Source organism: Flavobacterium stagni, assembly GCF_004122105.1.
GTDB classification, from domain to species: Bacteria; Bacteroidota; Bacteroidia; order Flavobacteriales; family Flavobacteriaceae; genus Flavobacterium; species Flavobacterium stagni.
On sequence record NZ_SBKN01000005.1, the window covers coordinates 45,521 to 69,681 of the forward strand.

The window sequence follows — 24,161 nt, forward strand, 5'->3', positions numbered from 1 at the left end:
AGGCGTTACCTAAGCAACGCCTTTATCATTTTTAGTCATTATGAACGTGTTCGACTTCGAACATATTCGCCAAATTTGCAGTGATCAATGCTAAATTGGAACCACCCATAATCATCGCTCCCATTCCCATTCCATTGGCAGCTGTTAAAGAGATGGTGTTAGTACCATCAATCAATTGTGATGCATCTGCCATAATGTGCACTTGAGGCGTAATGTTTGTACGAACCAAGGCATTTGACGGGAAGTTCAACGTTACCGTAGCATAATTGTAATCAGTTCCTGTTTGGCCTGTATGCACCATAAACGAAGTGTCTGAAGAAACTGTAGGAGCCGTAAATGTCCCTTCAAAAGCTACAAATTTATACCCCGCACTCCACGACCACATCATGCCCGCATTTTGTGCTTGTGTTAAAAAATCACCTTGACCTGTAGCACCCAAATTAAATTGATCTTGATCTACGCCGATACCGAAAGTTACTTTTGTATAATTCCCAGCGGGAACATTGGTTAAATTTAAAAGTAACGAAGCAGGTGTCAATTCGTCAACAATAAAGTAGCTCTGACTTTTGGGATAGGTAAAAACCGTTCCGTCTTCTTTTGTGAGTTTGATATTGCTAATAATGTATTTCAATTTAGAAACCTTCACCACTTCACCATTGGAATTGGTATAGGCCGTATTCATGGCTAAATCAGCCGTTTTATAAACATTATCAAATTCTAATTTTAATGTCCCTTCACCGGAAACATTGGAGTTGGCATCATCATTTGAACAAGACAGTAAAGTTAGGGCCATAGTCATAACTACCGCCATATTTTTGAAAAAAACTTTCATATTAACAGTTTAAAATTTTAAAAAATAAATAGTTAACCATGTCTTAAAACAAGACATAGCGAGAGTATCCACAACAATGCGGAATGAAAAGATTAAGAAAATTTTTAAACGGTTGGTGGATGAAAAAATGCTGTATTCAATGTATACGAATACTGATTGGAATAGGAAGGAATTGGAATATAATATAGGGGCTCAATTGGAATACGAACTGATTCAACTTCAGTTAGCACAAATGGAATTTCCCACTCTACTTTGACATTGCTTTTTTTGTCTTTCTGTTCAGACTTTTCTGTTTCGGAAGCTTTGGCCAATTGTTTCATCAAGTGACATTTTCCGTTACACTTGAGTTCGGGTTTCGCTTTATTTTCGCACAAAACTTTAGCAATATAATCATAATTCAAAAGGTATTCAACCACCGGAAATACGGGTTTGAAAACAAATAAAAAAACAATTATGAGTACACTTTGTTTCACTTTGCAAAAATAGCCAATATTTTCTGTAATTTTAAACCTTAAAACTTTAATTTAGTCATATTCAAAAATAAAGAGAGAAATGAAAAAATTCGTGTTTATCATGGCCTTTTTTACTTGTGTTTTCGTGAATGCACAAGTAGAAAAAACGGGAACTCCTCCAAAATTAACCACAGCAGAAAAAACTACTATTTTGTACAATCGTTTGACAAAAGGATTAACGGTAACTACAGAACAGAAAGACAAAATTCTTCCTTTAGTTGAAAAAATTGTCCAAAATCGCGAAGCACATATTGCAGAATTAAAGGGTAAAAAAGACAACGGCGCTTTGAAAACTAAAGCAGAATTAGCCGAACTTCGCCAAAAACGGGATGCTGAAGAAAATGCGTTTAAAGAAGAGATGAAAAAAATTCTTTCTACTGAGCAGTATACAATTTTTGAAGAAGGATTGCGTCCTAAAAGAAAAATGATGGCTGAAAATGGAGCAGAGTTGGGCGAACCTACCAAAGAGGCAAAGCCTTAACTTTCTTTTTTTTGGTTTATAGTTAAAAAAGTATATCTTTGACTTATTATTCAATTCAAAATCAATTTCCAATGAAAAAATTAATTGCAGCTTTGGTCTTATTTTTTGCAACAACCTTAAGCATGAATGCTCAAGAAAAAGAATTGTCAGTTCAGGAATTGGCTAAGAAAGATGCAGTAGAATTGGCGCAGCTTGTTGGATTACCCGATACTCAAATTGAGGATTTTTTCCACTTGTTTGAAATGAAACATGAAGTTTTAACCAATAAGAATTTAAGTGTTGAACGTAAAACCGAGATGAGTCATGTAATTGAAGCCAAAATCAGAGGAACGTTGTCTCCGCAACAAATGGCTACTTTAGAAGCTAACACCGCTGTTTTTGATCGCCTTGTTGGAAAAGCAACTAAAACCAAGACCACGAAATAAAATAGAAATTAATATAGTATAAAAAAAGCTCCTCGGTTGAGGAGCTTTTTTATTATAGGCTTTTTATCACTTTAGCGACAGCTGCAATTGTGAAATCTAAATCTTCATACGTTAGCGCATCTGTGATAAACCACGTTTCATATGCTGAAGGAGCAATATAAACCCCTTCTTGCAACAATCCATGGAAAAACTTTTTAAATCGTTCATTGTCGCCGTTTTTTGCCGAATCAAAATCAATAACGGGTCGTGCATCAAAGTGAACCGAAATCATGGACCCCAATCGATTAATGGTATAGTCAATTCCTGAGGCTTTTAACACCTGATCCATACCTTCATGTAAATAGGCTGTTTTTGCATCAAGGCGTTCAAAAAGCGTTGCGTCGTCATTTATCGCTTGCAACATCGCATATCCCGCTGCCATCGCTAATGGGTTCCCACTAAGAGTACCCGCCTGATAAACAGGTCCGACCGGTGCCAAATAATTCATGATTTCATTTCGAGCTGCAAATGCACCAACGGGTAATCCCCCACCAATCACTTTTCCAAAACAAACAATATCCGCTGCAATTTGCATGCGCTCTTGAACTCCTCCCTTTGCAAGGCGAAATCCGGTCATCACTTCATCAAATATCAACAATGTACCATGTGCTGTACAAAGGTCACGTAAACCTTCTAAAAATCCTTCAAGCGGCGGAACACACCCCATATTACCGGCCACAGGCTCTACAATGATTGCTGCCACTTCATTGGGATTAGCTTCCAACAACTGTTGGACATTTTGTAAATTGTTGTATTGGGCAAGTAAAGTGTCTTTAGCAGTACCTTGTGTCACACCCGGACTATTGGGTGTTCCAAATGTACTTGCTCCACTTCCTGCTTGAATCAAAAACGAATCGGAATGGCCATGATAGCAACCCGCAAATTTTATGATTTTATCGCGTTTTGTGAATCCGCGCGCCAAACGAATGGCACTCATACAAGCTTCGGTACCTGAATTTACAAAACGAATTTTATCAATATTGGGCACCATCGAAATGGCCAATGCTGCAATTTGGGTTTCGAGTTCGGTCGGCATTCCAAATGATGTTCCGCGGTCTGCACGTTCTTTTATCGCCGAAATTACAGGCTCATACGCATGACCTAACAACATAGGCCCCCAAGAATTGATGTAATCAATCAAACGGTTTCCATCTTCATCATACAGATAAGCCCCTTTGGCTTTGGACACAAAAATTGGCGTTCCACCTACTCCTTTAAAAGCGCGAACTGGCGAATTTACACCGCCAGGAATAACTTGTTCAGCTTGTGCAAAAAGCTGACTACTTCTTTGGTATTGCATATTAATTTACACTCAAGGTTTGGCCAATGGAAATGGCGTTTTCGGTTAAGTTATTTTTCTTTTTTAAATCATCCACCGACATGTTGTATTTTTTAGCGATGGAAAACAAGGTATCTCCTTTAGTTACCACATGCTGATTACCAATTGTTTTCACTGGAAAAACAGTAGGTTTATCAATGGCAATTGAATCTTTTGATTGTATAATTTGGGGCACAGGTTTCCCCAATACTTCTGCATCAAAACGATACAATTGGTACTTTTCAATTAAGGTAATTAATTTTGTAGGATAAGCAGGATCAGTTGCATATCCTGCGGCTTTTAGCCCTCTTGACCACCCTTTGTAATCGTCTTGTTCTAAACGAAATAATGCCGCATAGCGCTCTCGTGAGACTAAAAACATCGAATGGTCTTTAAACGATTCGTGCGGATGAGAATATTTTCGAAAACATTCGCCAGCGGTATCATCGTCATAACTCACACTTGGACCTGTCCATTCTTTATGGCATTTGATCCCAAAATGATTATTGGCTTGCGTGCTTAAAGGTCCGCTCCCCGCCCCAGACTCTAATATACCTTGCCCTAGAGTAATACTAGCGGGAATGCCGTAATCGACCATATCTTTCTTGGCAATTTCTTTGTACTTATCAATGTACGCCAACACCATTGCAGTAGTTACTTTCACCGTTGTAGTAGCTTGAAGAACTTCTGTAGGCTGTTGATTGACCGCAGCTGTAGACGCGTTGTTGTCGGGTGCTGTTGCTTTGGAACTTGACGTTGAATGGGAAGTAGTTGATGACGGTTTATCAGTAGTCGCAACCGTAGTAGTATTCCGTTTTACGGGAGCAGCATTAGGACGTGTCCCTTTTCGTGGATCGGGCTTTTTTGGAGTTTGTGCTACGGGCTTTGTTGTACGTACAACAGGATGAGAGGTACCGCAACTCACTACAAAAAATGATACCAATAAAAAAAGAAAAACTTTATTCATAGACTTGAATTAAGGGCTGATTTTTCTTTTGCAAAATTGCATTTACACCCGATATTCCTTGTAAACCACCGGTGTGTATAAAGAGAATTTTCGAACCTTTAGGAAAATAACCCGATTGTATTTTATCGAGTATTCCAAACATTGCTTTACCTGTATAAATAGGGTCAAGTGGTATTTTGAAATTGCGATAAAATGTATTTATAAACGCAATAAGTTCCGGAGTTATTTTACCATATCCACCAAACTCGTATCCGTTTATTAAATCCCAATTATTTCCAGATGCAAAGCTACAAATATCTTGCCGTAAAAAATCGCCTTTCAAGGCGGGAAACCCTAAAATTTTCACATTGGGCAAGTTCGCATGAATGAGTCCGGAAATGGTCCCTCCTGTACCTACTGCTGTGGCAATAAAATCATAGCAAATATCTTCTGGAGTCAATATTTCTGAACACCCTTTTATGGCTAATGAATTGGTTCCCCCTTCTGGCAAAATATAAGCTTTAGGATAAAGCGATTGCCAATAAGCTGTATTTGTTTTTAATATTCTAAAATCATTACGAGAGACAAAAACAAACTGCATACCCCACTGATGGGCTTGAATTAGGGTCGGACTCCACAGCTTGGAATCCATTAATTCATCACCTCGAATAACTCCAATGGCATTCACTTTATTTTTAAAAGCTGCAAAAGCCGTTGCCGCGATATGATTAGAATGGGCACCCCCAAAAGTGAGCACTGAAGTATACTGATGCTCCTGAATATATTGTAAATTATAGAAAAGCTTTCGGTATTTATTTCCCGAAATGAATGGATGAATTAAATCTTCACGCCGCACATACAATTGTACGTCATTGAATGTTCCAATATAATTCGTTTCAACCTTCATGGGTTGCAAAATTATAATAAAAAAGGGAGCTAATTGCTCCCTCTTCTTATTGTACTCTTTCGATAATCACTTTTTTACTCAGGGTATGTCCCTCTGCGGTTTTTAATCGAGCAATATATATGCCTTCTGACAAACCGCTTGTTGAAAATTCATAGGTAGTATTATTACCAACATTTTTCTTAGTAAAAATCATTTTACCCAGCATATCGTACAAACTCACTTCGGCCAATTCATATTGCGTTGGATTATTAATGGTAAGCATTTGATTGGCGTTATTTTGAAGCACATCCAATTTTCCGGCGTCAAAAGTAGTATTCCCTAACGCTTCATCGGTGAATGTAATTTGAAAACGGTCATTAATTGTTCCAGTAGGCAAAGTAATGCTGTAAGATTGATTTTTAATATCGTGATATAATCCTGTGGTATTATCAAACAAATAAATGTTTTCTGCCAAGTCAAAATTAATTAAATCTTTAACCATTACAGTAAACGTTGTAGCTGCATTGGCCTTAAATCCAACATTAAATCGTTTACTAATATCAAATGAAGTAGTAGCATGTACAAAAGGCTCATTTTCTAATACCAAATACATATCCGCTGGTAAATTGGACGCTGCATCTGGAGATTTAGAATCGGCTTTATCAATTCCATCGATAGCATTGGGTAAAAAACAAACGGCTATTTGTCGTACAGCATTCCCCCCCAACGAAGCATTTACAGTAAAATGGGGTGTTGGAGCCATGGATAACTGCGTATAATCTACACCCGCCACATTGGGTATGTCCCAAAAATTGACTGCCCCAATAGAATTTGTCTGATTAGTATTACGTTGGAATTGCGATAAATTAGCCACACCTTCTTGTACATATACACGATGTGAGTTTTTTAGATGTACACTTCCATTAGTGACACCGCGCACCATAAATCCTTGGCCAATAGGCGAAAAGCGACGTTGATACATATTATTTGGCGAACTGTAAACAGTTCCAGGATTTCCTCCTAAATCATAGGTATAAAAAGTAGCTGGTGTATAGACACTCGTCAAACCATTATATACACCATAACCTCCACGATAATCCACAATATTATGTGAATTTACTGTATTATCGTGCTCCCAAAATAAGGCAGTACCGTCGATGGCTGAATTGGATGGATCCGTTAGGAATGCATTCAAATCAATAGCAGAGGGATAGGGATTTCCAGTTAAAGTAGAAGCTCCTGAACCAACATTTACAACGATAGTTCCATCATTGGGTTTTCCTCTAAAATCATAGCGTTGGCTATTTCCAGGATTATTTGAAGTAGCTTCACTTGGATTCGTGGCATCAGAACCGCTAACTCCTTTCATCGTAAATCCTTGACCAGGACCTATATTGGTAGCAGCACCGGATTGAACCCATTGGGCGTAGTTAGTTGAAGATAAAAAACGCCAGATCCAATACGATGCTATGGTTACTGCTCCAGTTGAAGAAATTCCATCATAACCAGCAGAGGTTAATGTAGCGGGATTACTTGTGGTAACTGTGGTGGGAACATTTAACATAGAAATTCCGAAATCTTCATTTCCAGAACCAGAGGATGGGTTCCCTACGGGTGAACACCAATAATTATAAGCATATTGATTTGACGTACCTTCCTGAAAAACAGAAAGTTTACCTACTCCTCTATTAGAGGAAGATCCGGCAGCACCTTGAAGAAACTGGCCTCCATTTCTAAGATATAAGTAGCTATTGCTACCATTTAGTTCTAAGTTACTTCCAGCGTATAGTAAAGTGCCCCTATTGAACACATAGCTATTATCACTTACATACAATTGTGCATTCCCTTTGGGTAGGAAAAACAACATAATTACGGGCATTAGTAGTAATCTTTTCATAATCAAATAGTTTTGGTATTGTAAAAGTAAGAATAATCTCAATACAATCGATGAAAAATACAAAAAAATCGATGAAATGCATCTTTTGCCGTGAAAAGCCCCTTAAATCATTGAAATATAGACATTTCAGCTAGTCAAAATTATTCATTATTTATGAATTTAGCTTGGATTTTTATTTTAAAATTAAAAAAAAGATATCAAAGTCAAATATTGCCCTTTGCATCCAATTTACTTCATAATCTTTTTCTTACTTTCATCTATAGGTGAATGTATTTTATTTGTAAGTTTTTTCATTCTTTGAAATATCTTTTATGTATTTTATCGATTTTTTATGCATTTCATCGTTATTATATAAAACCATAGACCTTATATTTGACGTATAAAATCAAATCAAAGGAACTCTTTTCATCGCAAAATGAAAAAATTCCAAAACCCTAAATCAAAAACTTCAAATCTTAAAGACATGAAAAAAGAACTACTTCACCCTTGGAATAGAATATTCTTTTTCTTCCTTTTACTTACAGCAGTTGTATCAAAAGCCCAAACCACTTGTGCAACAGCCCAAACGCTGTACATTAACGGACCATGTGTTTCGGGTACGGTGAGTGATAACACTCAAAACACCCCAAATTACAGCACTTGTCCAGGTACGTTTAGAAGAGAACGATGGTATTCTTTTACAGTTTCTGGATCTACGCAGACAATTACAATTTCTGCTACTGCAAGTAACCGAAACTTGGCTTTGATGCTCATTTCATCTACTTCTAGTTGTACTGGATTAACACAAATTGCTTGTGCCAATGCAACAGATACGGACAGTGCGCACTCGGAATCAATCACTCAATCACTAACTCCTGGGATATATTACGTTAAAGTTTTAAATGTTGGTAGCAATAACAATATGAATTTGACGAATTTATGTATTACTGGACCTACGCCTACCAATATTACTTGTGCAACAGCTACAAATTTACCTTGTGGAACTTCTGCTTTACCTGGAAGTACTTATGGTACTACTGGAGCAACAAATCACAATACGGGTTGTACAATGAGTAATAACGGAGTGTGGTATTCTTTTGTTGGAGATGGACAAGAAACAACTATAAGCACCACTGCCATTACAGGCTTTAATCATGAGATGGCCATCGTAAGTGGTTCATGTGGCAGTTTAACAAATATTGCATGTCAAGATCTAGCAGTAGCAGGAGGAACCGAAACCTATATTTTTAATACAACATCCGGTGTCAATTATTATGTATATGTAGCGTCGAATGCCATAGGGTCAACTACGGGTGCTTTTACGATTTCAAGAACTTGTGCTCCCATCTACAATCCCTGTAGCACAATAACGAACATAACTTCTTGTGGCGTTGCAAATTCAGGTACAATAAGTGCTGGTAATGGCATCTATGCAACATCAGCCTGTGGAAATACAACAGCTGGACGTGAATTAATTTACAGTTTCACACCCACTACAAGTGGCTATTACAGCATCAATCAAACTTCTTCATTCTCAACCATTAATTATGGTTTCAAAACGGCATCTGGTGGATGTAATACAACGGGGCTAACCTGTATCGGTGCATATAATGGTGCTGCAACTTCTGGCTATTTTTCTTTGATTGCTGGAACGCAGTATTATTTCATTTTAGACACAAATAGTACAACAGGGGGTAGCGTAAATTTCACTGTAAATTGTCCGCCTTCTGCACCTGCTAATGATGAATGTGCTGGAGCAATCGCCTTGACAGTTAACTCGACCTGTACTTTTTCAAACTATACACTTGTTAGTGCAACAAATAGCGCTGTAGCGGCACCTTCTTGTGGTAATTACATGGGTGGCGATATTTGGTATCGTGTTGTCGTACCTTCTTCAGGCATTATTAGCATTGATACACAAACTGGTACTTTGTCAAATTTAGGTATGGCATTATATACCGGTTCATGCGGGACTTTAAATTTACATTCTTGTGACGATGATTCCAGTTCGAATGGTGCTATGCCCTATTTGTACGCAACTGGACTAGCAGCAGGAACAACTGTATATATCCGCATTTGGGATGAAGGCAATAATGAAGCGGGAACATTTGGAATTTGTGTTTCAACACCACCAGTACCCGGAAATGACAACTGTTCAGGGGCAACTACAATAAATGTAAACCCAACAATCAATTGTACGTTCTCTGTTGATTCAACAACCGCTGGAGCAACACTATCTTCTGCCGGATGTTCAGGAACAGCAGATGATGATGTTTGGTTTCGTTTTGTAGCTAAAGAAGATAGTCATATTGTAACGGTTACTCCAACTACTTTAGGAAATGCTGTTTTTCAAGTATATAGTGGAACGTGTGCTTCTTTAACAAGTTTAGCCTGTATTAATAATACAACTGCTTCTACTCCAGAAACGACAACATTAACAGGGTTGACGATTGGAGCAACCTATTATATTCGAGTTTACAGTTTCAGTTCAGGTTCATCACAAGGTGATTTCAACATCTGTGTAGCAACACCTTGTATTTTAGGTAATGGGATTGGAACCAATTCCAACGGTTGTGTTGCTGCTGTTGTTGGTGCACAAGGTTCAGGTGGGGTTGATCCAGCTCCTGTAACAGGATGTGGTACTTCAACTTGCTCAACGCTTGAAGCTAACTATACTGCGTTAGGAACAACAACTAACTATACTGTCCAAAATATTGCATACCAACCACCTTATCAATTTGGTTGTTTAGCCAATTCAATCAGTGTTTATGTGGATGATGTTTGGTCAAACAACATTTCATTACCTTTCAACTTCTGCTATTATGGCAACAATTACAACCAAGTGATTATTGGTTCCAATGGTACCGTTTCATTTGACACAGTAAACAATACTCCAGGCGGATATAGTCAATGGAGTTTCAACACAAACTTACCCTCTAATGCGATGTTCCTGAATACCATTTTTGGGGTATATCACGACATTGACCCAAGTAAAGGTGGTGAAGTAGGATGGGAATTAATCACTTTACCTTCAGGATGTAGAGCCATGGTTATTGGATGGAAAGATGTTCCTATGTATTCAACAACTTGTAACAACTTGTTATATACAGGTATGATTGTATTGTATGAAAATTCCAACATCATTGATGTATATGTGAAAGAAAAAAATACTTGTGCTTCGTGGAACTCTGGGAATGCTCTTATCGGAATTCAAAATGCAACGGGGACTGCAGCAGTAGTTGCACCTAATCGCAATTCTTTAAGTGCCGATTGGAATACTATGGATGAGGCTTGGAGATTTACTCCTTCCGGAGCGTCAATTTCAACCATTACTTGGTATGAAGGTGTGGGTACTAGCGGTCCTGTTGTGGGAACAACTAATACTATTAACGTTTGTCCTGTGGCAACAACAACTTACACAGCTAAAGTTACTTATACATTCTGTAATGGTGCTGTTTTAGAAGTTACAGATGATACCACCGTAAGTGTTCTGGATCGCAAAACATGGAACGGATCAGTAAGTACAGATTGGTATGATCAAAACAACTGGTCGCCAGACAATGCTATTCCTACCTTGGATGATTGTGTTATGGTACCCGTTACGCCAAACAACCCTTTAATTTCTGAAACAGAATCATTTGCGGAGGCTAAAAATCTTATTGTATACAATGGTGCTGCCTTAACAATTGACGCAAACAATAGTTTAACAGTAAAAAACACCATAACCATTGAACCTAGTGCAACTTTTACCGTTGAAAACGGAGGAAGCTTAGTACAAATTGACAATGTCGCCAATACCGGTAATGTTAATTACAAGCGAAACGTATCGATTCGTGGTTATGATTATGTCTATTGGTCATCCCCTGTTGCGAATTTCAATGTTAGCAATATCGGCGCACCTACAACTTCAAGTTATATCTGGAAATGGAATCCAACCATTGCCAATACCAATGGTGGACAAGGAAACTGGGAATTTGCTTTAGGTAATACAATGACTCTTGGACGTGGATATATTGTGCGTGGACCTAATTCCTTTGGTAATGCTGTACCGCTTTCATTAAGTACAACGTTTACGGGTGTACCAAATAACGGAAATATCTCTTACACCATTGCTCGTGGATCGGATATTAACACTGCTTACCATACGGGAACGAATGGAAGTGAAATTACCAACTACAGTGACAACTGGAACTTAGTGGGGAACCCTTATCCTTCTGCGATTCGTGCGAGCCAATTTTTGTTCAATAACCGTTCTAAAATCCTTGGTAACATTAAAGTTTGGACACACGGCAACTTGCCTTCAGCCATTGCTAGTCCGTTCTATAACACGTACCAATACAATTACAACCCAAGTGATTATCTAACGTATAATTTCACAGGAACTAGTTGTTGTCCAGCTATGTCAGACGATTATTTTATTGGAGCAGGACAAGGATTTTTTGTTCAAATGATTGACGGACCAGCGGCTACGAATACATTATTGTTTGATAACTCATTACGTAATCACACGTATGCCAATACCACATTTTATAGAACATCATCAAATATCAATGCTGAAATAGCTAACGTCAATTTAGAACGTCACCGTTTTTGGTTGGACTTAGTTAATTCGAATATGGTTTCTGATCGTACGCTTGTAGGTTATGTTCAAACGGCAACCAATGGCAACGACAATTTCTTTGATAGCAATACGATGGTTTCTGGAAACATGGCTATCTTCACGATGATTGGAACTGAAAAATTCCAAATCCAAGGTCGTTCCCTACCCTTCAACATTAATGATGAAGTTGCAGTAGGAGTGCATATCCCAAGTACTGGTTTCTATAATATTGCTTTAGCAGCTGTTGACGGAATGTTCCAAAACCAAGCAATTTATATTAAAGATAAAGATTTGAACATTATTCATGATTTACGAGTTGGTCCCTACCGTTTCTATGGCAATGCGGGCACTCGATTGAATCGATTCATCATCATCTATAACACGCAACCGAGTACGACACTTAAAATGAATGTAAACGATGAATTGTATGTGATTGCAAAAGAAAACATTGAAGTACAAAACACACTACAATCTATCGAAGAGATAACCGTTTTTGATACATTAGGTAGAACATTGGGAAGATTTGAAGGTATTAAAGAAAATGAATTTACAATCAACTCAATCCCTAGAAATAACCAACCTTTAATCGTACAAGTAAAATTGGCGAATGGCGATTATAAAACGGAAAAAATTATATATTAACACCTTACTTAAATTGTTAATAATGAAGCCTCTGCACCAGCAGGGGCTTCATTTTTTTGTACTTAGTCTGAAATTATAACCGTTTGTCGAGTTTCTGTTAAAAGTCGTTTTTTTTTACTAAATTTTGTAGTAGAAACACGAATAGAAACAAAAACACATGAAAAACATTTACGCCCTAATCGGAATACTATTCCTATGCCTTAACGTTTCTTCTTTAAACGCACAGAGTGATTGTGCCTCTGCAATTGCAATTTCAATCAACGGTTCATGTCTATCGGGAACAGTCAATGATAATGTTGCTACAGCTCCCGTTTTCTCTGGCCCGTGTGCAACAGGTTCGTTTCGAAGAGAACGTTGGTACAAATTCACAGTTTCAGGCGGCACACAACCTATTGCCATAACGGCAGTCTCTACGAATTACAATCTCGCATTACAATTAATTTCTGAAACGAGTGCATGCTCAGGATTGAGTCAGATTAATTGCGCTAATGCCAGTACAAATAATAACTCTGCCCAAACAGAGAGCATTATCACATCACTTGGAAATGGCACCTATTACATCAAAGTATTGAATGTAGGAACCAGTGGAAACATGACGCTATCCAGCCTTTGTGTTACCAATCCGCCTTCCAATTATGCGTGTACCACTGCAACACCTTTGAACTGTGGCGCTACCCTATCGGGCACTACCGTAAACACTACTGGAACAATCAACAATGGTACCGGATGTACCCTAAGCAACAACGGTGTTTGGTACAGTTTTACAGGCGATGGACAAGAAACGACTATTTCTACCACAGCTGCTTCAGGATACGATCATGAAATGTCTATTTCAAGTGGTTCTTGCGGAAGTTTTACAAACTTAACTTGTCAGGATGTTGGTTTATCTGGAGGTACAGAAACCTATACTTTTGTTACTTCAGTTGGCGTAAATTATTATGTGTATATTGCCTACTATACCACAGGGACAACTACAGGAAACTTCACCATTTCTCGTTCTTGTACACCTGCCTACAATCCATGCAGTAGCATTACGGACATCAGTGCGTGTGGGGTGTCAACTACTGCAACCCTTGCAGCCGGAAATGGCTCTTACAGCACTTCCGCTTGTGGTTTTACTACACCCGGAAAAGAAATTATTTACACATTTACCCCTTCGGTCTCAGGCAATTATTCCATCATTCAATCAGCCTCTTTTGATTATATCGACTATCAATTTAAAGCGGTATCGGGAGGATGTAGCAGTACCGGTTGGACCTGTATCGATGATTTAACGGGCGCAGCAACAAGCGCTAATTTTGCACTTACCGCAGGCACTCAATATTACCTTTTACTCGACCCTGAAAGTTCGACAGGAGGCTCGGTAAGTTTTACTATTAACTGCCCTGTGCCTGCCCCTGTAAATGATGATTGTGCAGGCGCCATCACACTTCCAGTAACTTCACTTTGCAACTATGTAACCTACACGAATGCGGGAACAACTGCAAGTTCTGGAGTACCCGCTCCAGGATGTGCGAGTTATTCAGGTGGCGATGTTTGGTTCAAAATTATTGTACCTTCAACAGGAATCGTAACCATTGATACGCAAACCGGTAGTTTAACCGATGGCGGTATGGCTATTTACACAGGTAATTGCGGCGGATTGAATTTACTTTCCTGTGATGACGACTCGAGTGCCAACGGACTCATGCCCTCACTAACGGCAACGGGACTCACACCCGGCGCTACTATCTATGTTCGTTTTTGGGAATATGGAAACGATAATAACGGTACTTTCGGAATTTGCGTGACCACTCCCGGCCCACCTTCCAACGATGATTGTGCCAATGCAATTGCATTAGCCGTAAACCCAACAACAACCTGTACAATTCCTACTAATGGCACAACTTCTGGAGCAACTTCATCCATGACTGGTTGTGCAGGTACTGCTGATGACGATGTTTGGTTTACTTTCGAAGCCTACGATACTAATCACAGAGTTACAGTTACACCCGGTTCAATGACTAATGTCGTGTTGGAAATTTTTAGCGGCTCTTGTGGTAGCTTAACTTCAATGAACTGCGTGAATGCAACCACTGGAACATTAAACGAAGGAATTACGCTAACCGGATTAACAATCGGCACAATTTACTATGTTCGTGTCTATAGTTTTTCTTCAGGAGCGGGTCAAGGTACGTTCTCGATTTGTGTAACTACTCCTTGTGTTCCTGGTAGCGGCAATGGCAATAATTCAACCGGCTGTCCAACCAATGTTGCCGGTGGTTTAGGCTTAAATGGTAGTGACCCTGCACCTATCACCGTTTGTGGAACTTCTTCTTGTACAACCTTAGAGGCCACTTACAAGGATTTAGGCAATACTTCAACGTATACCGTTTCATCTATTCCTTACGCGCCTCCTTATCAATATGGCTGTTTGGCTAATTCCATCAGTATCAATGTAGATGATGTGTGGTCTGGGCTCATCACTTTGCCTTTTAATTTTTGCTTCTATGGAAATACCTATAGTAATTTAATTATCGGGTCGAACGGAGTAGTTTCTTTTAATACCACAAACAATACCCCAGGCGGTTACAACAACTGGTCATTCAGCAATAACCTACCCAGCACCTCACTCTTCTTAAATTCCATTTTTGGTGTTTATCACGATATTGACCCCAGTAAAGGTGGAGAAGTGGGTTGGGAATTGGTTACGATGCCTTCCGGTTGTCGCGCTATGGTTATTGGATGGAATGATGTTCCCATGTTTTCTTCTTCTTGTAATAATTTACTTTACACGGGGATGATTGTACTGTACGAAAACACCAATATCATCGATGTTTACGTACGTGAAAAACGGGTATGTCCAACATGGAATAGCGGAAATGCAGTTATCGGAATTCAAAACAATACCGCAACTCAAGCCGTAGTGGCTCCTAATCGTAACTCATTAGACGCCGACTGGACCACCACCAATGAAGCATGGCGTTTTATGCCTGCAGGTCCTTCCATCACTACCGTAACTTGGTTTGAAGGCGCGGGAACATCGGGTCCTGTTGTTGGCACAACTCCTACAATAAATGTGTGTCCAACCGCGACAACTACATACACAGCACGTATCCGCTATACGTTTTGTAACGGAGCCGTAATGGATGTCTTGGATGATACCACTGTTAATGTCGACCACTTCCGCTCATGGAATGGATCCGTTGATACAGATTGGAACAAACCAAATAACTGGACACCAAACACTTCTATACCCGATTATGACGATTGTGTAATCATACCTGTAACAACTAACAACCCTATTATTTCTGGCAGCAATTACCAAGCGTATGCAGGCAACTTAATTATTCAAAATGGTGCAACACTAACCGTTGTCTCCAATAATTCAATTACGGTTACAGACTGGATTACTGTCGAACCAACAGCAACATTTAACATTCAAAACAATGCTAGTTTAGTTCAAATCAATAATGTAGCCAATACCGGAAATATCAACTATACCCGTAATGCACTCATCCGTAAATTCGATTATGTGTATTGGTCGTCTCCCGTAGCTGGATTCAATACCAACAATATCGGCGCCCCCACAACCACTGGCTATATTTGGCGTTGGAATCCAACGATTGCCAATACCAACGGTGGTCAAGGCAACTGGGAAATGGCCGTTGGCAATACCATGTCACCAGCGCGTGGTTATATCGCTCGCGGTCCCGATTCGTTTAACAACACAACAGCCTCATTATTGGTGAATACTTTTACTGGCGTACCCAATAATGGTACCATTACAGCAGCCATCTCAAGAGGTTCGGACACCAATACTGCGTATCATGCTGGAACCAATGGCACTGAAATCAACAACTATAGCGACAACTGGAATTTGCTAGGCAACCCCTATCCTTCCTCTATTCGCGCCAGCCAATTTTTGTTCAACAACCGAACAAAAATTATGGGGAATATCAAGATTTGGACCCACGGAACCCTACCTTCCCAAATCGCGAGTCCGTTTTACAACACCTACCAATACAACTATTCACCTGGGGATTATTTGACCTATAACTTTACAGGTACAAGTTGTTGTCCCGCCGCATCCAGTGATTATTTCATTGGCGCCGGACAAGGGTTCTTTGTACAAATGATTGACGGACCCGCAACTAGTGATGTGGTAACTTTCAACAATGGTTTACGCAGCAATACATATGACAACAGTAACTTTTACCGTTCTTCCGATTATATTATCGAACCGCCAGTAAATGTAAATATCGAACGCCACCGTTTCTGGTTGGATATCGTTAACAGCAATCTGGTTTCTGACCGCACATTGGTGGGCTACGTTCAAGGAGCAACGCAAGGAAAAGATAATTTCTTTGACAGCAATACCCTAACCACAGGCGCCATGAGTATTTTTACACTTATTGGAACCGATAAATTCCAAATTCAAGGTCGGGCACTTCCCTTTAACTCTATGGATGAAGTCCCAGTGGGTATCGTAACGCCATCGGCTGGTTTCTATAACATTGCCTTAGCCGCTGTGGATGGTATGTTCCAAAGTCAGAATATTTACATCCGCGATAAGGATTTGAATATCATCCACAATTTAAAAAGTGGACCCTACCGTTTTTACAGCACCACCGGTACCCGAACCAACCGATTCATCATCATCTATGATTATAATTTACGCCAAGAAGAAAGCACCCTATCCAATGAAATCGCCATCGTAACTAACGAAACGATTACGGTGCAATCCACCACCATTCCGATTGAAACCATCACCGTTAGGGATCTATTGGGCCGTGTGCTAGGGACTTTTGAAGGTAATAACGAATATTCGGTGGAATTAATCAATACACCCAAGAAAAAGGTTCCGTTGATCATTCAAACCCAATTGGCCAACGGCACTGTAACCACTGATAAAATTATTTTCTAATAAAAACACAAAAAATTCCAAAAAGACCTTCGCTTCAAATAGTGAAGGTCTTTTTCGTTTTGATAGGCTTCTTTTTCAAAGGAAATCGCCTTATAAGCCGCATATTTATTGTTTAACCGCATCCAATGCACCAAAAACTCCACACCGTACCATACGAAAAAAAACACCCACAACAACTCCAGCTGCTGCCGCAAATGGATTTTTTCATGGTTGATCAATACGCTGTCCTCCGCATCTTTGGCATTGCGAAGAATCACAAAGGGATAAATCGTGAGGGCACGAAATCCAACAGGCGTTAAATATTTGGAAACGATGACTTTCATTCCTGCAAAGTTGTTAATTTTGTGGTTATGAATGACCAATTGAATCCGAATAATCTTGTGGAAGGTGTCGATTATTACCTGAGTCCCGAAGGATATCGCGTATTTACCGAACATTACCACTTGAAACGCGGATACTGTTGCAAATCCGGTTGCCGCCATTGCCCCTACGGCTTTGACAAAAGCACCGGCACCATTCGTACCAAACAAACCAACAAACCCAACAACTAAAATGACTTTTCACGAACAAATACGCGAAGGAATTCCGGCAGTACTGCCCCAACCCAAAGCGTACGAACCGCAAATTAACCATGCGCCCAAACGCAAGGAAATCCTGACCGAAGAAGAAAAAAAATTAGCGCTTAAAAATGCATTACGCTATTTTGAACCGCACCAACATGCCGAACTCATTCCGGAGTTCAAACAGGAGCTCGAAACCTACGGCCGTATTTACATGTACCGCCTTCGCCCCGATTACCGCATGTATGCCCGACCCATTTCGGAATACCCCGGAAAAAGCGAGCAAGCCAAAGCCATCATGCTCATGATTCAAAACAACTTGGATTATGCCGTGGCGCAACACCCGCACGAATTAATTACCTATGGTGGAAACGGTGCTGTGTTCCAAAACTGGGCCCAATACCGCCTTACTATGAAATACTTATCCGAAATGACGGACGAACAAACGCTCGTCATGTATTCGGGTCACCCTATGGGACTCTTCCCGTCACACAAAGACGCACCACGCGTGGTCGTGACCAACGGAATGATGATCCCGAACTACTCCAAACCCGATGATTGGGAAAAATTTAATGCCCTAGGCGTTACCCAATACGGGCAAATGACTGCAGGGAGTTACATGTACATCGGACCCCAAGGTATCGTGCATGGTACCACCATCACCGTACTCAACGGCTTCCGAAAAATCAAAAAGAGTCCGACAGGCAACCTTTTTGTCACCTCAGGTCTTGGCGGGATGAGTGGCGCGCAACCCAAAGCGGGAACCATTGCCGGATGTATCACGGTTTGTGCCGAAGTGAATCCCAAAATCACCCGCATCCGTCACGAACAAGGCTGGATCCATGAGATTATCGAAAATATTGACGCACTCGTCACTCGCGTTCGCAAAGCCCAAGAAACCAAAGAAGTGGTCTCTATCGCTTACCTCGGGAATATTGTAGACGTATGGGAACGATTTGATGAAGAAAACCTGCATATCGACTTGGGTTCTGACCAAACCTCGCTGCACAATCCGTGGGCGGGTGGCTACTACCCGATGGGATACAGTTTTGAGGAATCCAACGACTTGATGGCCAACCATCCTGAAAAGTTCCGCGAGGAAGTCCAAAAAACCTTGCGCCGTCATGCTGCAGCCATCAATAAACACACCGCCAAAGGCACGTATTTCTTTGATTACGGGAATGCTTTCTTACTCGAAGCTTCTCGTGCCGGTGCCGATGTGATGAACGATCATCCTACGTTGGGCCGCGAGTTTAAATTCCCAAGTTATGTTCAAGACATTATGGGACCGATGTGTTTTGATTATGGATTCGGACCCTTCCGATGGGTGTGTGCTTCCGGTGATCCCGAAGATTTGAAGAAAACCGACGCGATTGCTTGTGCCGTTTTAGAAAAAATAATGGAAACCGCTCCTGAGGAAATTCGCCAACAAATGGCCGACAACATCCAATGGATCAAAGGGGCCCAAGAAAATAAATTAGTGGTCGGTTCGCAAGCCCGCATCCTGTATGCCGATGCCGAAGGCCGCATGAAAATTGCCGAAGCCTTTAACCAAGCGATTGCCCGTGGCGAAATTGGCTACGTGATTTTAGGCCGCGATCACCACGATGTGTCGGGAACGGACTCTCCCTACCGCGAAACGTCCAACATTTATGACGGTTCCCGTTTTACCTCGGATATGGCGATTCACAACGTGATTGGCGATAGCTTCCGTGGGGCGACTTGGGTGTCGATTCACAACGGTGGAGGTGTTGGTTGGGGCGAAGTGATGAACGGCGGTTTTGGTATGGTTCTTGATGGAACTGCCGACAGTGATAGACGCCTGAAATCCATGCTGTTCTGGGACGTGAATAACGGAATTTCCCGCCGCAGTTGGGCCCGAAACGAAGGCGCTATTTTCGCAATCAAACGCGCAATGGAAGTGGAACCGCTTTTAAAAGTAACCCTTCCCAATTTGGTGGACGAAACCTTGTTGTAGCCGATTTCCACTCCGAAAGAAGCTGCACTCTTAATACCAATTGTTATGAAAAAACTTTTTTTATTATCCGCAGTTTTGACGTTACTCTTAACGTCCTGTAGTGCTGTTCGTGTCAATACCGACTACGATCAGAACGTGAAATTTGAGCAATACAAAACGTATGCTTACCAAAAATCGGTGATTGATAAAGCGGAGATATCCGACTTGGACAAACGCCGGATTTTGCGCTCCATCGATGAAACGATGCAAACCAAAGGGTTTTCCAAAAGTGAAACCCCCGATGTATTGGTGTCCTTTTTCACCAAAGAAAAAGAGCAAGTGAATGTCTACAACAACAACTGGGGCTTCGGCTGGGGTTGGGGTTGGAACCCTTGGATGTGGGGCGGCGGCTATAATTCGACCTACCGCTTTACCGAAGGCGTACTCACCATCAACATCATTGACGCTAAAACCAAAGAATTGATTTGGCAAGGCGTTGGGGAAGGTGAACTCACCAAACGCACCGAGAAAAAGGATGAAAACATCAAGGAGTTTGTGCAATCAATTCTCGAACAATACCCACCACAATTGAAAAAATAAGTTAAAAATAGTTTTAATTCAGCCGGCACAAGGGAAACTTTGCGCCGGTTTTTTTTGTACTTTTAAGAACCAATATTTCGCCATGATGCAACGACTTCAATCACCTATAGCCCTACTCCTCTGCCTCCTCACCTTCTTGGGGTGCACTTCAAAAAAAGAAACCCCACCCGAAGCCGGTGTCATCATCACCTTTGACGATGCCTACGTCAACGAATGGTACCGCGCCGATCAAGTCTTGAAAAAATACCACTGGAAAGCCACTTTCAATGTGTGCCGCATCGACTCGATTGGCGAACCCCAACAGCGGATGTTGCACCAACTCCAAAACGAAGGGCACGAGATTGCCGGACATGGCTACCACCATTACAATGCCGTCAAGTTTGTCGATCAAAACGGAATGCAAGCCTACCTCCAACAGGAAATCGACCCCATGATGGCCGCCATGAAACGCCGTAAGTTCAACGTAACCACCTTCACCTATCCCTATGGCGAACGCAGCGATGCCTTGGACTCAACGCTCACCAAACGGTTCCACATCATCCGTGGACGCGCCTTTTGCGGGGACCAACCCGAGAAGGAAGGGTGCTATTTTCGCGGCACCAAGTTTATGTATGCCTTTGACATCGACAAAAGCCACAAGCACTTTAGTTACCACTACTTGCTCGAACTCCTCGACTACGCCAAGAAAAACAACAAAATCCTCGTGCTGTGCGCGCACAATGTCGTCGACAACGTGACGAGCAACTACCAAACCCAACTCGAAACCCTCGAATTTGTGTGCAATTACATGAAGCTAAACAACATGAAGTTTTATACGTTGCGGGAGATGGAGGGGTTTATTAATTAGTTTCAGGTTTAAAGTTTCAGGTTTCAAGTTACAGGTTTCAGGTTTCAGGTTTCAGGTTTTGGGCGTGGTAGTAACCGATTATCTAAAGAAATAATGGAGAATATACAAGCCTAGCTATTTTCATTTTTTAATAATGTAATACGTATGAAATATTTCATTCTTTTCCTTCTGTTTAGCGGTAAAGTTCTAGCTTGTTCTTGTACCGAAATCCCGTCATACACGACCAATTGGAACTATGCCGATCAGGTGTTTTCTGCCTTAATTGTAAAAAAAGAAACCAAAATTTACGGACTATATGGCGAAAAAATCAATAGTTACACCTGTAAGATATTGAACTCCTACAAAGGGGAACTTTTACCCAATCAAAATTACCGAACCCTACTGGGTAAAGATGCAGCAAGTTGTGATTTTGAGTTTAAAGTGGGAAAGACCTATTTGATTTTTGCAAATGAAAACGGACTCAGTCTTTACTGTTCCGTTTGTTCCCGTACGAGCTTACTGGAAAACGTCCCGAAAGACAGTTTGAACATCCTTACCGAATACTATCAAAAGAGCCAAAGCGACACAGGCCCCCTTGTTATTAAGCGACTCGAAAGCAATACCGCTCACCAAGTTCGTCTCGCTACCCTTGGATACAAAGAAGCACTTAACCGCAAAAACCGCATCATTTATGGCCTCCTTATTGGTATAGCAGTATTCATTATCGTCATTGGTTCCTATTTGCTTATCAAAAGAAAAAAATGAAAACTTTCCTTACGCTCTGTTTGCTTCATCTTTGCCTTGTCGTCCATGGTCAAGACCACACGAAAAAAGGCTATAGCTACATGGAGAAATCCCAACGAAAGTTAGCTCAAGGCAAATTAGCCCAAGCCCGTGATTATTTGGAGATCGCCCGAAAAATTGATTTTCATGGCGGCAACCCTGAGGCAACGGCCCATAGCCGAATGAACCTCATTGAAGCACAAATTTTACTTCAAGAAAAACGGTACGACGATGCCTTGCGAGTATTAGACACCACACACGGCGCGAGTTTTGGCGTAAACTGCTTGGAGCGGGATTCGTTGAAGATTGTCGCATTGATTAATAAACACGGCCTACAAAAAGTGAAAGCCGCCTTTACAAAAGCAGTTGTACAAATGAATCCCGATACAGCCCAATTTGATGCAACCTATTGCGTGCCCCTCAACGATTTGGGTTATACTTTTTGTTTTTATGCCCCGATTATCCTTACCGAAGAAGAACTGAAAAGCTATCCATTAGCGGCACTCGCAAAAGAATGCCTCTTTTACCAACTGCTTTTCTAAGAAATTGCAATGGACTACACACCTTTCTTTTGGACACGTCATTTGCAAAACCCACACCCCAACTCAGTAACTCAGAAGCTCAGCAACTCAGCAGCTTTTCTCCCCTTTTGCGGAAACCCGTAAAATCACTCCACCACCACGCCGTATTTTTGAAACCTAGGAAAAATACTTCTGCAAACTAGGAAAAATCCTAATAGAGATTGTAGAAGAATGTTTAATTTGCGAGATAATTTTATAGTTAAATCATAACTAGCCGAACGTTATACACAATAGAACCAGAATCAAAACAAGTTAAAAATATTTATGGCAACACTAGAACAACAGAAACAACTTTCGGATCAAATAAAAAGTAAGCTGCAACAATTCTTAACAATTTCTTTAGATGAATTAACTAGAGAAACACAGTTGGGACAACAATTGAGTTTCAAGAGTGGTGAACAACTATTTGTTAAAATCATAGACCTTTTTAAGAAAGTGAATTCAGTTGAGTTATATGAAATTCCATATAAAATGCTTAACGGATTTAATGGACAATTAGATCATGCAATTAGCGTATTTGACCAAATCAAGAATTTTAATCCAGCGACAAATAATCCAGTTGGACAACGTGATAGCTTAATTGATCAATTGGAGAATCAATACGAATCATATTATTCAACAGCGATTCCAATACTTACAACTAGTCTTTTGAATACCAATGATCTTTCATTAGAAAGAGCAAAATTAAATGAAGCACTGACAGAATTAGAAAAGGAAAAAGAAAAGACCAAAAAAGATTCAGAAAAGTATCTAAATGAAATTAAAGATGTGTTAAGTAAAGCTAGGCAAGCAGCTGTTGAGGTTGGTGTTGCTCAGCATAATATGATTTTCAAAGAAGAGGCAGACGAGCATAAGAATTTATCTGAAAAATGGTTAAGATGGACAATTGGAGTTTTAATAGCTATTACGTTGGTTGGTATTGGCTTGCTGTACGTTAAACCATCAGACGAAGGAGCCCATTTTTTAATTCATTTTACAATTACAAAAATTGTGATTTTAACAGTTATGTTTTACGCTTTAGCAATATGCACACGAAACTATAAGGCACATAAACACAATTCAATACTTAACAAACATCGACAAAACGCTTTGAATACTTTTGAAACATTTTCGAAAGCAGCTGGTGCAGATTTACAAACCAAAAATGCGGTATTACTCGAAGCTACACATACGATTTTTTCAAATCAACAAACTGGTTACTTGAATAATGATGGAGAAAGTGACTCTCCGAATAAAATTATCGAGATAATAAAGAACTCTGCCTCAAAATCACAAGAATGATAACTACTGTGCATAACAGCACCTACCCAAAAGTGCCGGTTCAGTGCTTAAATCGAGCTTTGTGCTTCTATCAAAGTTTGTGCTAGGCTGACAGTGAATCGCTCCGAAAT

Annotated in this window: 18 protein-coding genes; 11 read left to right on the top strand and 7 right to left on the bottom strand. The window is 40.4% G+C overall.

Annotation, left to right across the window (positions count from 1 at the left end; genetic code table 11):
- Positions 1–31: 31 nt before the first annotated feature.
- On the bottom strand, positions 32–832 hold the full coding sequence (locus EQG61_RS09005; RefSeq protein ID WP_129461591.1) for an MbnP family protein: 801 nt from the start codon (positions 830–832) through the stop codon (positions 32–34).
- 104 nt (positions 833–936) lie between these two features.
- The gene (locus EQG61_RS09010) at positions 937–1,248 is read right to left on the bottom strand and encodes a hypothetical protein (protein WP_235829048.1); all 312 of its coding nucleotides are present in this window, start codon (positions 1,246–1,248) and stop codon (positions 937–939) included.
- Positions 1,249–1,384: 136 nt separating this feature from the next.
- On the opposite strand from EQG61_RS09010, the gene EQG61_RS09015 reads away from it, so the two are divergent.
- Both EQG61_RS09015 and EQG61_RS09020 read left to right on the top strand, forming a co-directional pair.
- Positions 1,385–1,825, top strand: a complete 441-nt coding sequence (locus tag EQG61_RS09015) for a hypothetical protein (protein WP_129461592.1) — start codon at positions 1,385–1,387, stop codon at positions 1,823–1,825.
- Between the two features lie 71 nt (positions 1,826–1,896).
- Entirely contained in the window at positions 1,897–2,250 is a 354-nt protein-coding gene (locus EQG61_RS09020; protein ID WP_129461593.1) for a hypothetical protein, read from the top strand.
- 52 nt (positions 2,251–2,302) lie between these two features.
- On the opposite strand, the gene hemL is transcribed toward EQG61_RS09020, so the two are convergent.
- The 4 genes from hemL to EQG61_RS09040 are packed head-to-tail and all read right to left on the bottom strand — an operon-like array spanning position 2,303 to position 7,336.
- A complete protein-coding gene (hemL, locus tag EQG61_RS09025) occupies positions 2,303–3,589 on the bottom strand; it encodes a glutamate-1-semialdehyde 2,1-aminomutase (RefSeq protein WP_129461594.1) in 1,287 nt (428 codons plus the stop codon).
- Position 3,590: 1 nt separating this feature from the next.
- Positions 3,591–4,574, bottom strand: a complete 984-nt coding sequence (locus EQG61_RS09030) for a glucosaminidase domain-containing protein (protein WP_129461595.1) — start codon at positions 4,572–4,574, stop codon at positions 3,591–3,593.
- A complete protein-coding gene (locus EQG61_RS09035; RefSeq protein WP_129461596.1) occupies positions 4,567–5,460 on the bottom strand; it encodes a 1-aminocyclopropane-1-carboxylate deaminase/D-cysteine desulfhydrase in 894 nt (297 codons plus the stop codon). Before EQG61_RS09035 ends, EQG61_RS09030 begins: the two co-directional genes overlap by 8 nt.
- A 46-nt stretch (positions 5,461–5,506) precedes the next feature.
- Positions 5,507–7,336 carry a T9SS type A sorting domain-containing protein gene (locus EQG61_RS09040; RefSeq protein WP_129461597.1) on the bottom strand — a complete coding sequence of 610 codons (1,830 nt, stop codon included), beginning with the start codon at positions 7,334–7,336 and terminating at the stop codon, positions 5,507–5,509.
- A gap of 463 nt (positions 7,337–7,799) precedes the next feature.
- On the opposite strand from EQG61_RS09040, the gene EQG61_RS09045 reads away from it, so the two are divergent.
- Both EQG61_RS09045 and EQG61_RS09050 read left to right on the top strand, forming a co-directional pair.
- On the top strand, positions 7,800–12,557 hold the full coding sequence (locus EQG61_RS09045; protein WP_164974922.1) for a T9SS sorting signal type C domain-containing protein: 4,758 nt from the start codon (positions 7,800–7,802) through the stop codon (positions 12,555–12,557).
- Between the two features lie 157 nt (positions 12,558–12,714).
- A complete protein-coding gene (locus EQG61_RS09050; protein ID WP_129461599.1) occupies positions 12,715–17,463 on the top strand; it encodes a pre-peptidase C-terminal domain-containing protein in 4,749 nt (1,582 codons plus the stop codon).
- Here EQG61_RS09050 and EQG61_RS09055 read toward each other — a convergent pair.
- On the bottom strand, positions 17,460–17,786 hold the full coding sequence (locus tag EQG61_RS09055; RefSeq protein WP_129461600.1) for a hypothetical protein: 327 nt from the start codon (positions 17,784–17,786) through the stop codon (positions 17,460–17,462). The genes EQG61_RS09050 and EQG61_RS09055 overlap by 4 nt on opposite strands.
- A 27-nt stretch (positions 17,787–17,813) precedes the next feature.
- Here EQG61_RS09055 and EQG61_RS09060 point away from each other — a divergent pair, with 27 nt between their 5' ends.
- The 7 genes from EQG61_RS09060 to EQG61_RS09090 all read left to right on the top strand — a co-directional run bounded on the left by EQG61_RS09060 (position 17,814) and on the right by EQG61_RS09090 (position 24,051).
- Positions 17,814–18,014 (top strand): DUF5522 domain-containing protein, encoded by a 201-nt coding sequence (locus EQG61_RS09060; protein WP_129461601.1) that lies wholly within the window; start codon positions 17,814–17,816, stop codon positions 18,012–18,014.
- A 1-nt stretch (position 18,015) separates the two neighbouring features.
- A complete protein-coding gene (locus EQG61_RS09065) occupies positions 18,016–20,001 on the top strand; it encodes a urocanate hydratase (protein WP_129461602.1) in 1,986 nt (661 codons plus the stop codon).
- 45 nt (positions 20,002–20,046) lie between these two features.
- Complete coding sequence (locus tag EQG61_RS09070) at positions 20,047–20,580, top strand: DUF4136 domain-containing protein (protein ID WP_129461603.1); 534 nt, start codon at positions 20,047–20,049, stop codon at positions 20,578–20,580.
- Between the two features lie 82 nt (positions 20,581–20,662).
- A complete protein-coding gene (locus EQG61_RS09075) occupies positions 20,663–21,427 on the top strand; it encodes a polysaccharide deacetylase family protein (RefSeq protein ID WP_129461604.1) in 765 nt (254 codons plus the stop codon).
- Between the two features lie 144 nt (positions 21,428–21,571).
- Positions 21,572–22,171 (top strand): hypothetical protein, encoded by a 600-nt coding sequence (locus EQG61_RS09080; RefSeq protein WP_129461605.1) that lies wholly within the window; start codon positions 21,572–21,574, stop codon positions 22,169–22,171.
- Positions 22,168–22,731: a tetratricopeptide repeat protein gene (locus EQG61_RS09085; protein WP_129461606.1), complete on the top strand. Its 564-nt coding sequence runs from the start codon at positions 22,168–22,170 to the stop codon at positions 22,729–22,731. The genes EQG61_RS09080 and EQG61_RS09085 overlap by 4 nt, the downstream gene beginning before the upstream one ends.
- 303 nt (positions 22,732–23,034) lie before the next feature.
- Complete coding sequence (locus EQG61_RS09090) at positions 23,035–24,051, top strand: hypothetical protein (protein ID WP_129461607.1); 1,017 nt, start codon at positions 23,035–23,037, stop codon at positions 24,049–24,051.
- The last annotated feature ends 110 nt before the right edge of the window (positions 24,052–24,161 follow it).

Coding starts and splice junctions, on each gene's coding strand:
- EQG61_RS09050 (WP_129461599.1), top strand. CDS start 12,715: ATGAAAAACATTTACGCCCTAATCGGAATACTATTCCTATGCCTTAAC.
- EQG61_RS09065 (WP_129461602.1), top strand. CDS start 18,016: ATGACTTTTCACGAACAAATACGCGAAGGAATTCCGGCAGTACTGCCC.
- EQG61_RS09090 (WP_129461607.1), top strand. CDS start 23,035: ATGGCAACACTAGAACAACAGAAACAACTTTCGGATCAAATAAAAAGT.
- EQG61_RS09030 (WP_129461595.1), bottom strand. CDS start 4,574: ATGAATAAAGTTTTTCTTTTTTTATTGGTATCATTTTTTGTAGTGAGT.
- hemL (WP_129461594.1), bottom strand. CDS start 3,589: ATGCAATACCAAAGAAGTAGTCAGCTTTTTGCACAAGCTGAACAAGTT.
- EQG61_RS09060 (WP_129461601.1), top strand. CDS start 17,814: ATGAATGACCAATTGAATCCGAATAATCTTGTGGAAGGTGTCGATTAT.
- EQG61_RS09020 (WP_129461593.1), top strand. CDS start 1,897: ATGAAAAAATTAATTGCAGCTTTGGTCTTATTTTTTGCAACAACCTTA.
- EQG61_RS09040 (WP_129461597.1), bottom strand. CDS start 7,336: ATGAAAAGATTACTACTAATGCCCGTAATTATGTTGTTTTTCCTACCC.
- EQG61_RS09055 (WP_129461600.1), bottom strand. CDS start 17,786: ATGAAAGTCATCGTTTCCAAATATTTAACGCCTGTTGGATTTCGTGCC.
- EQG61_RS09085 (WP_129461606.1), top strand. CDS start 22,168: ATGAAAACTTTCCTTACGCTCTGTTTGCTTCATCTTTGCCTTGTCGTC.
- EQG61_RS09080 (WP_129461605.1), top strand. CDS start 21,572: ATGAAATATTTCATTCTTTTCCTTCTGTTTAGCGGTAAAGTTCTAGCT.
- EQG61_RS09015 (WP_129461592.1), top strand. CDS start 1,385: ATGAAAAAATTCGTGTTTATCATGGCCTTTTTTACTTGTGTTTTCGTG.
- EQG61_RS09045 (WP_164974922.1), top strand. CDS start 7,800: ATGAAAAAAGAACTACTTCACCCTTGGAATAGAATATTCTTTTTCTTC.
- EQG61_RS09075 (WP_129461604.1), top strand. CDS start 20,663: ATGATGCAACGACTTCAATCACCTATAGCCCTACTCCTCTGCCTCCTC.
- EQG61_RS09035 (WP_129461596.1), bottom strand. CDS start 5,460: ATGAAGGTTGAAACGAATTATATTGGAACATTCAATGACGTACAATTG.
- EQG61_RS09005 (WP_129461591.1), bottom strand. CDS start 832: ATGAAAGTTTTTTTCAAAAATATGGCGGTAGTTATGACTATGGCCCTA.
- EQG61_RS09070 (WP_129461603.1), top strand. CDS start 20,047: ATGAAAAAACTTTTTTTATTATCCGCAGTTTTGACGTTACTCTTAACG.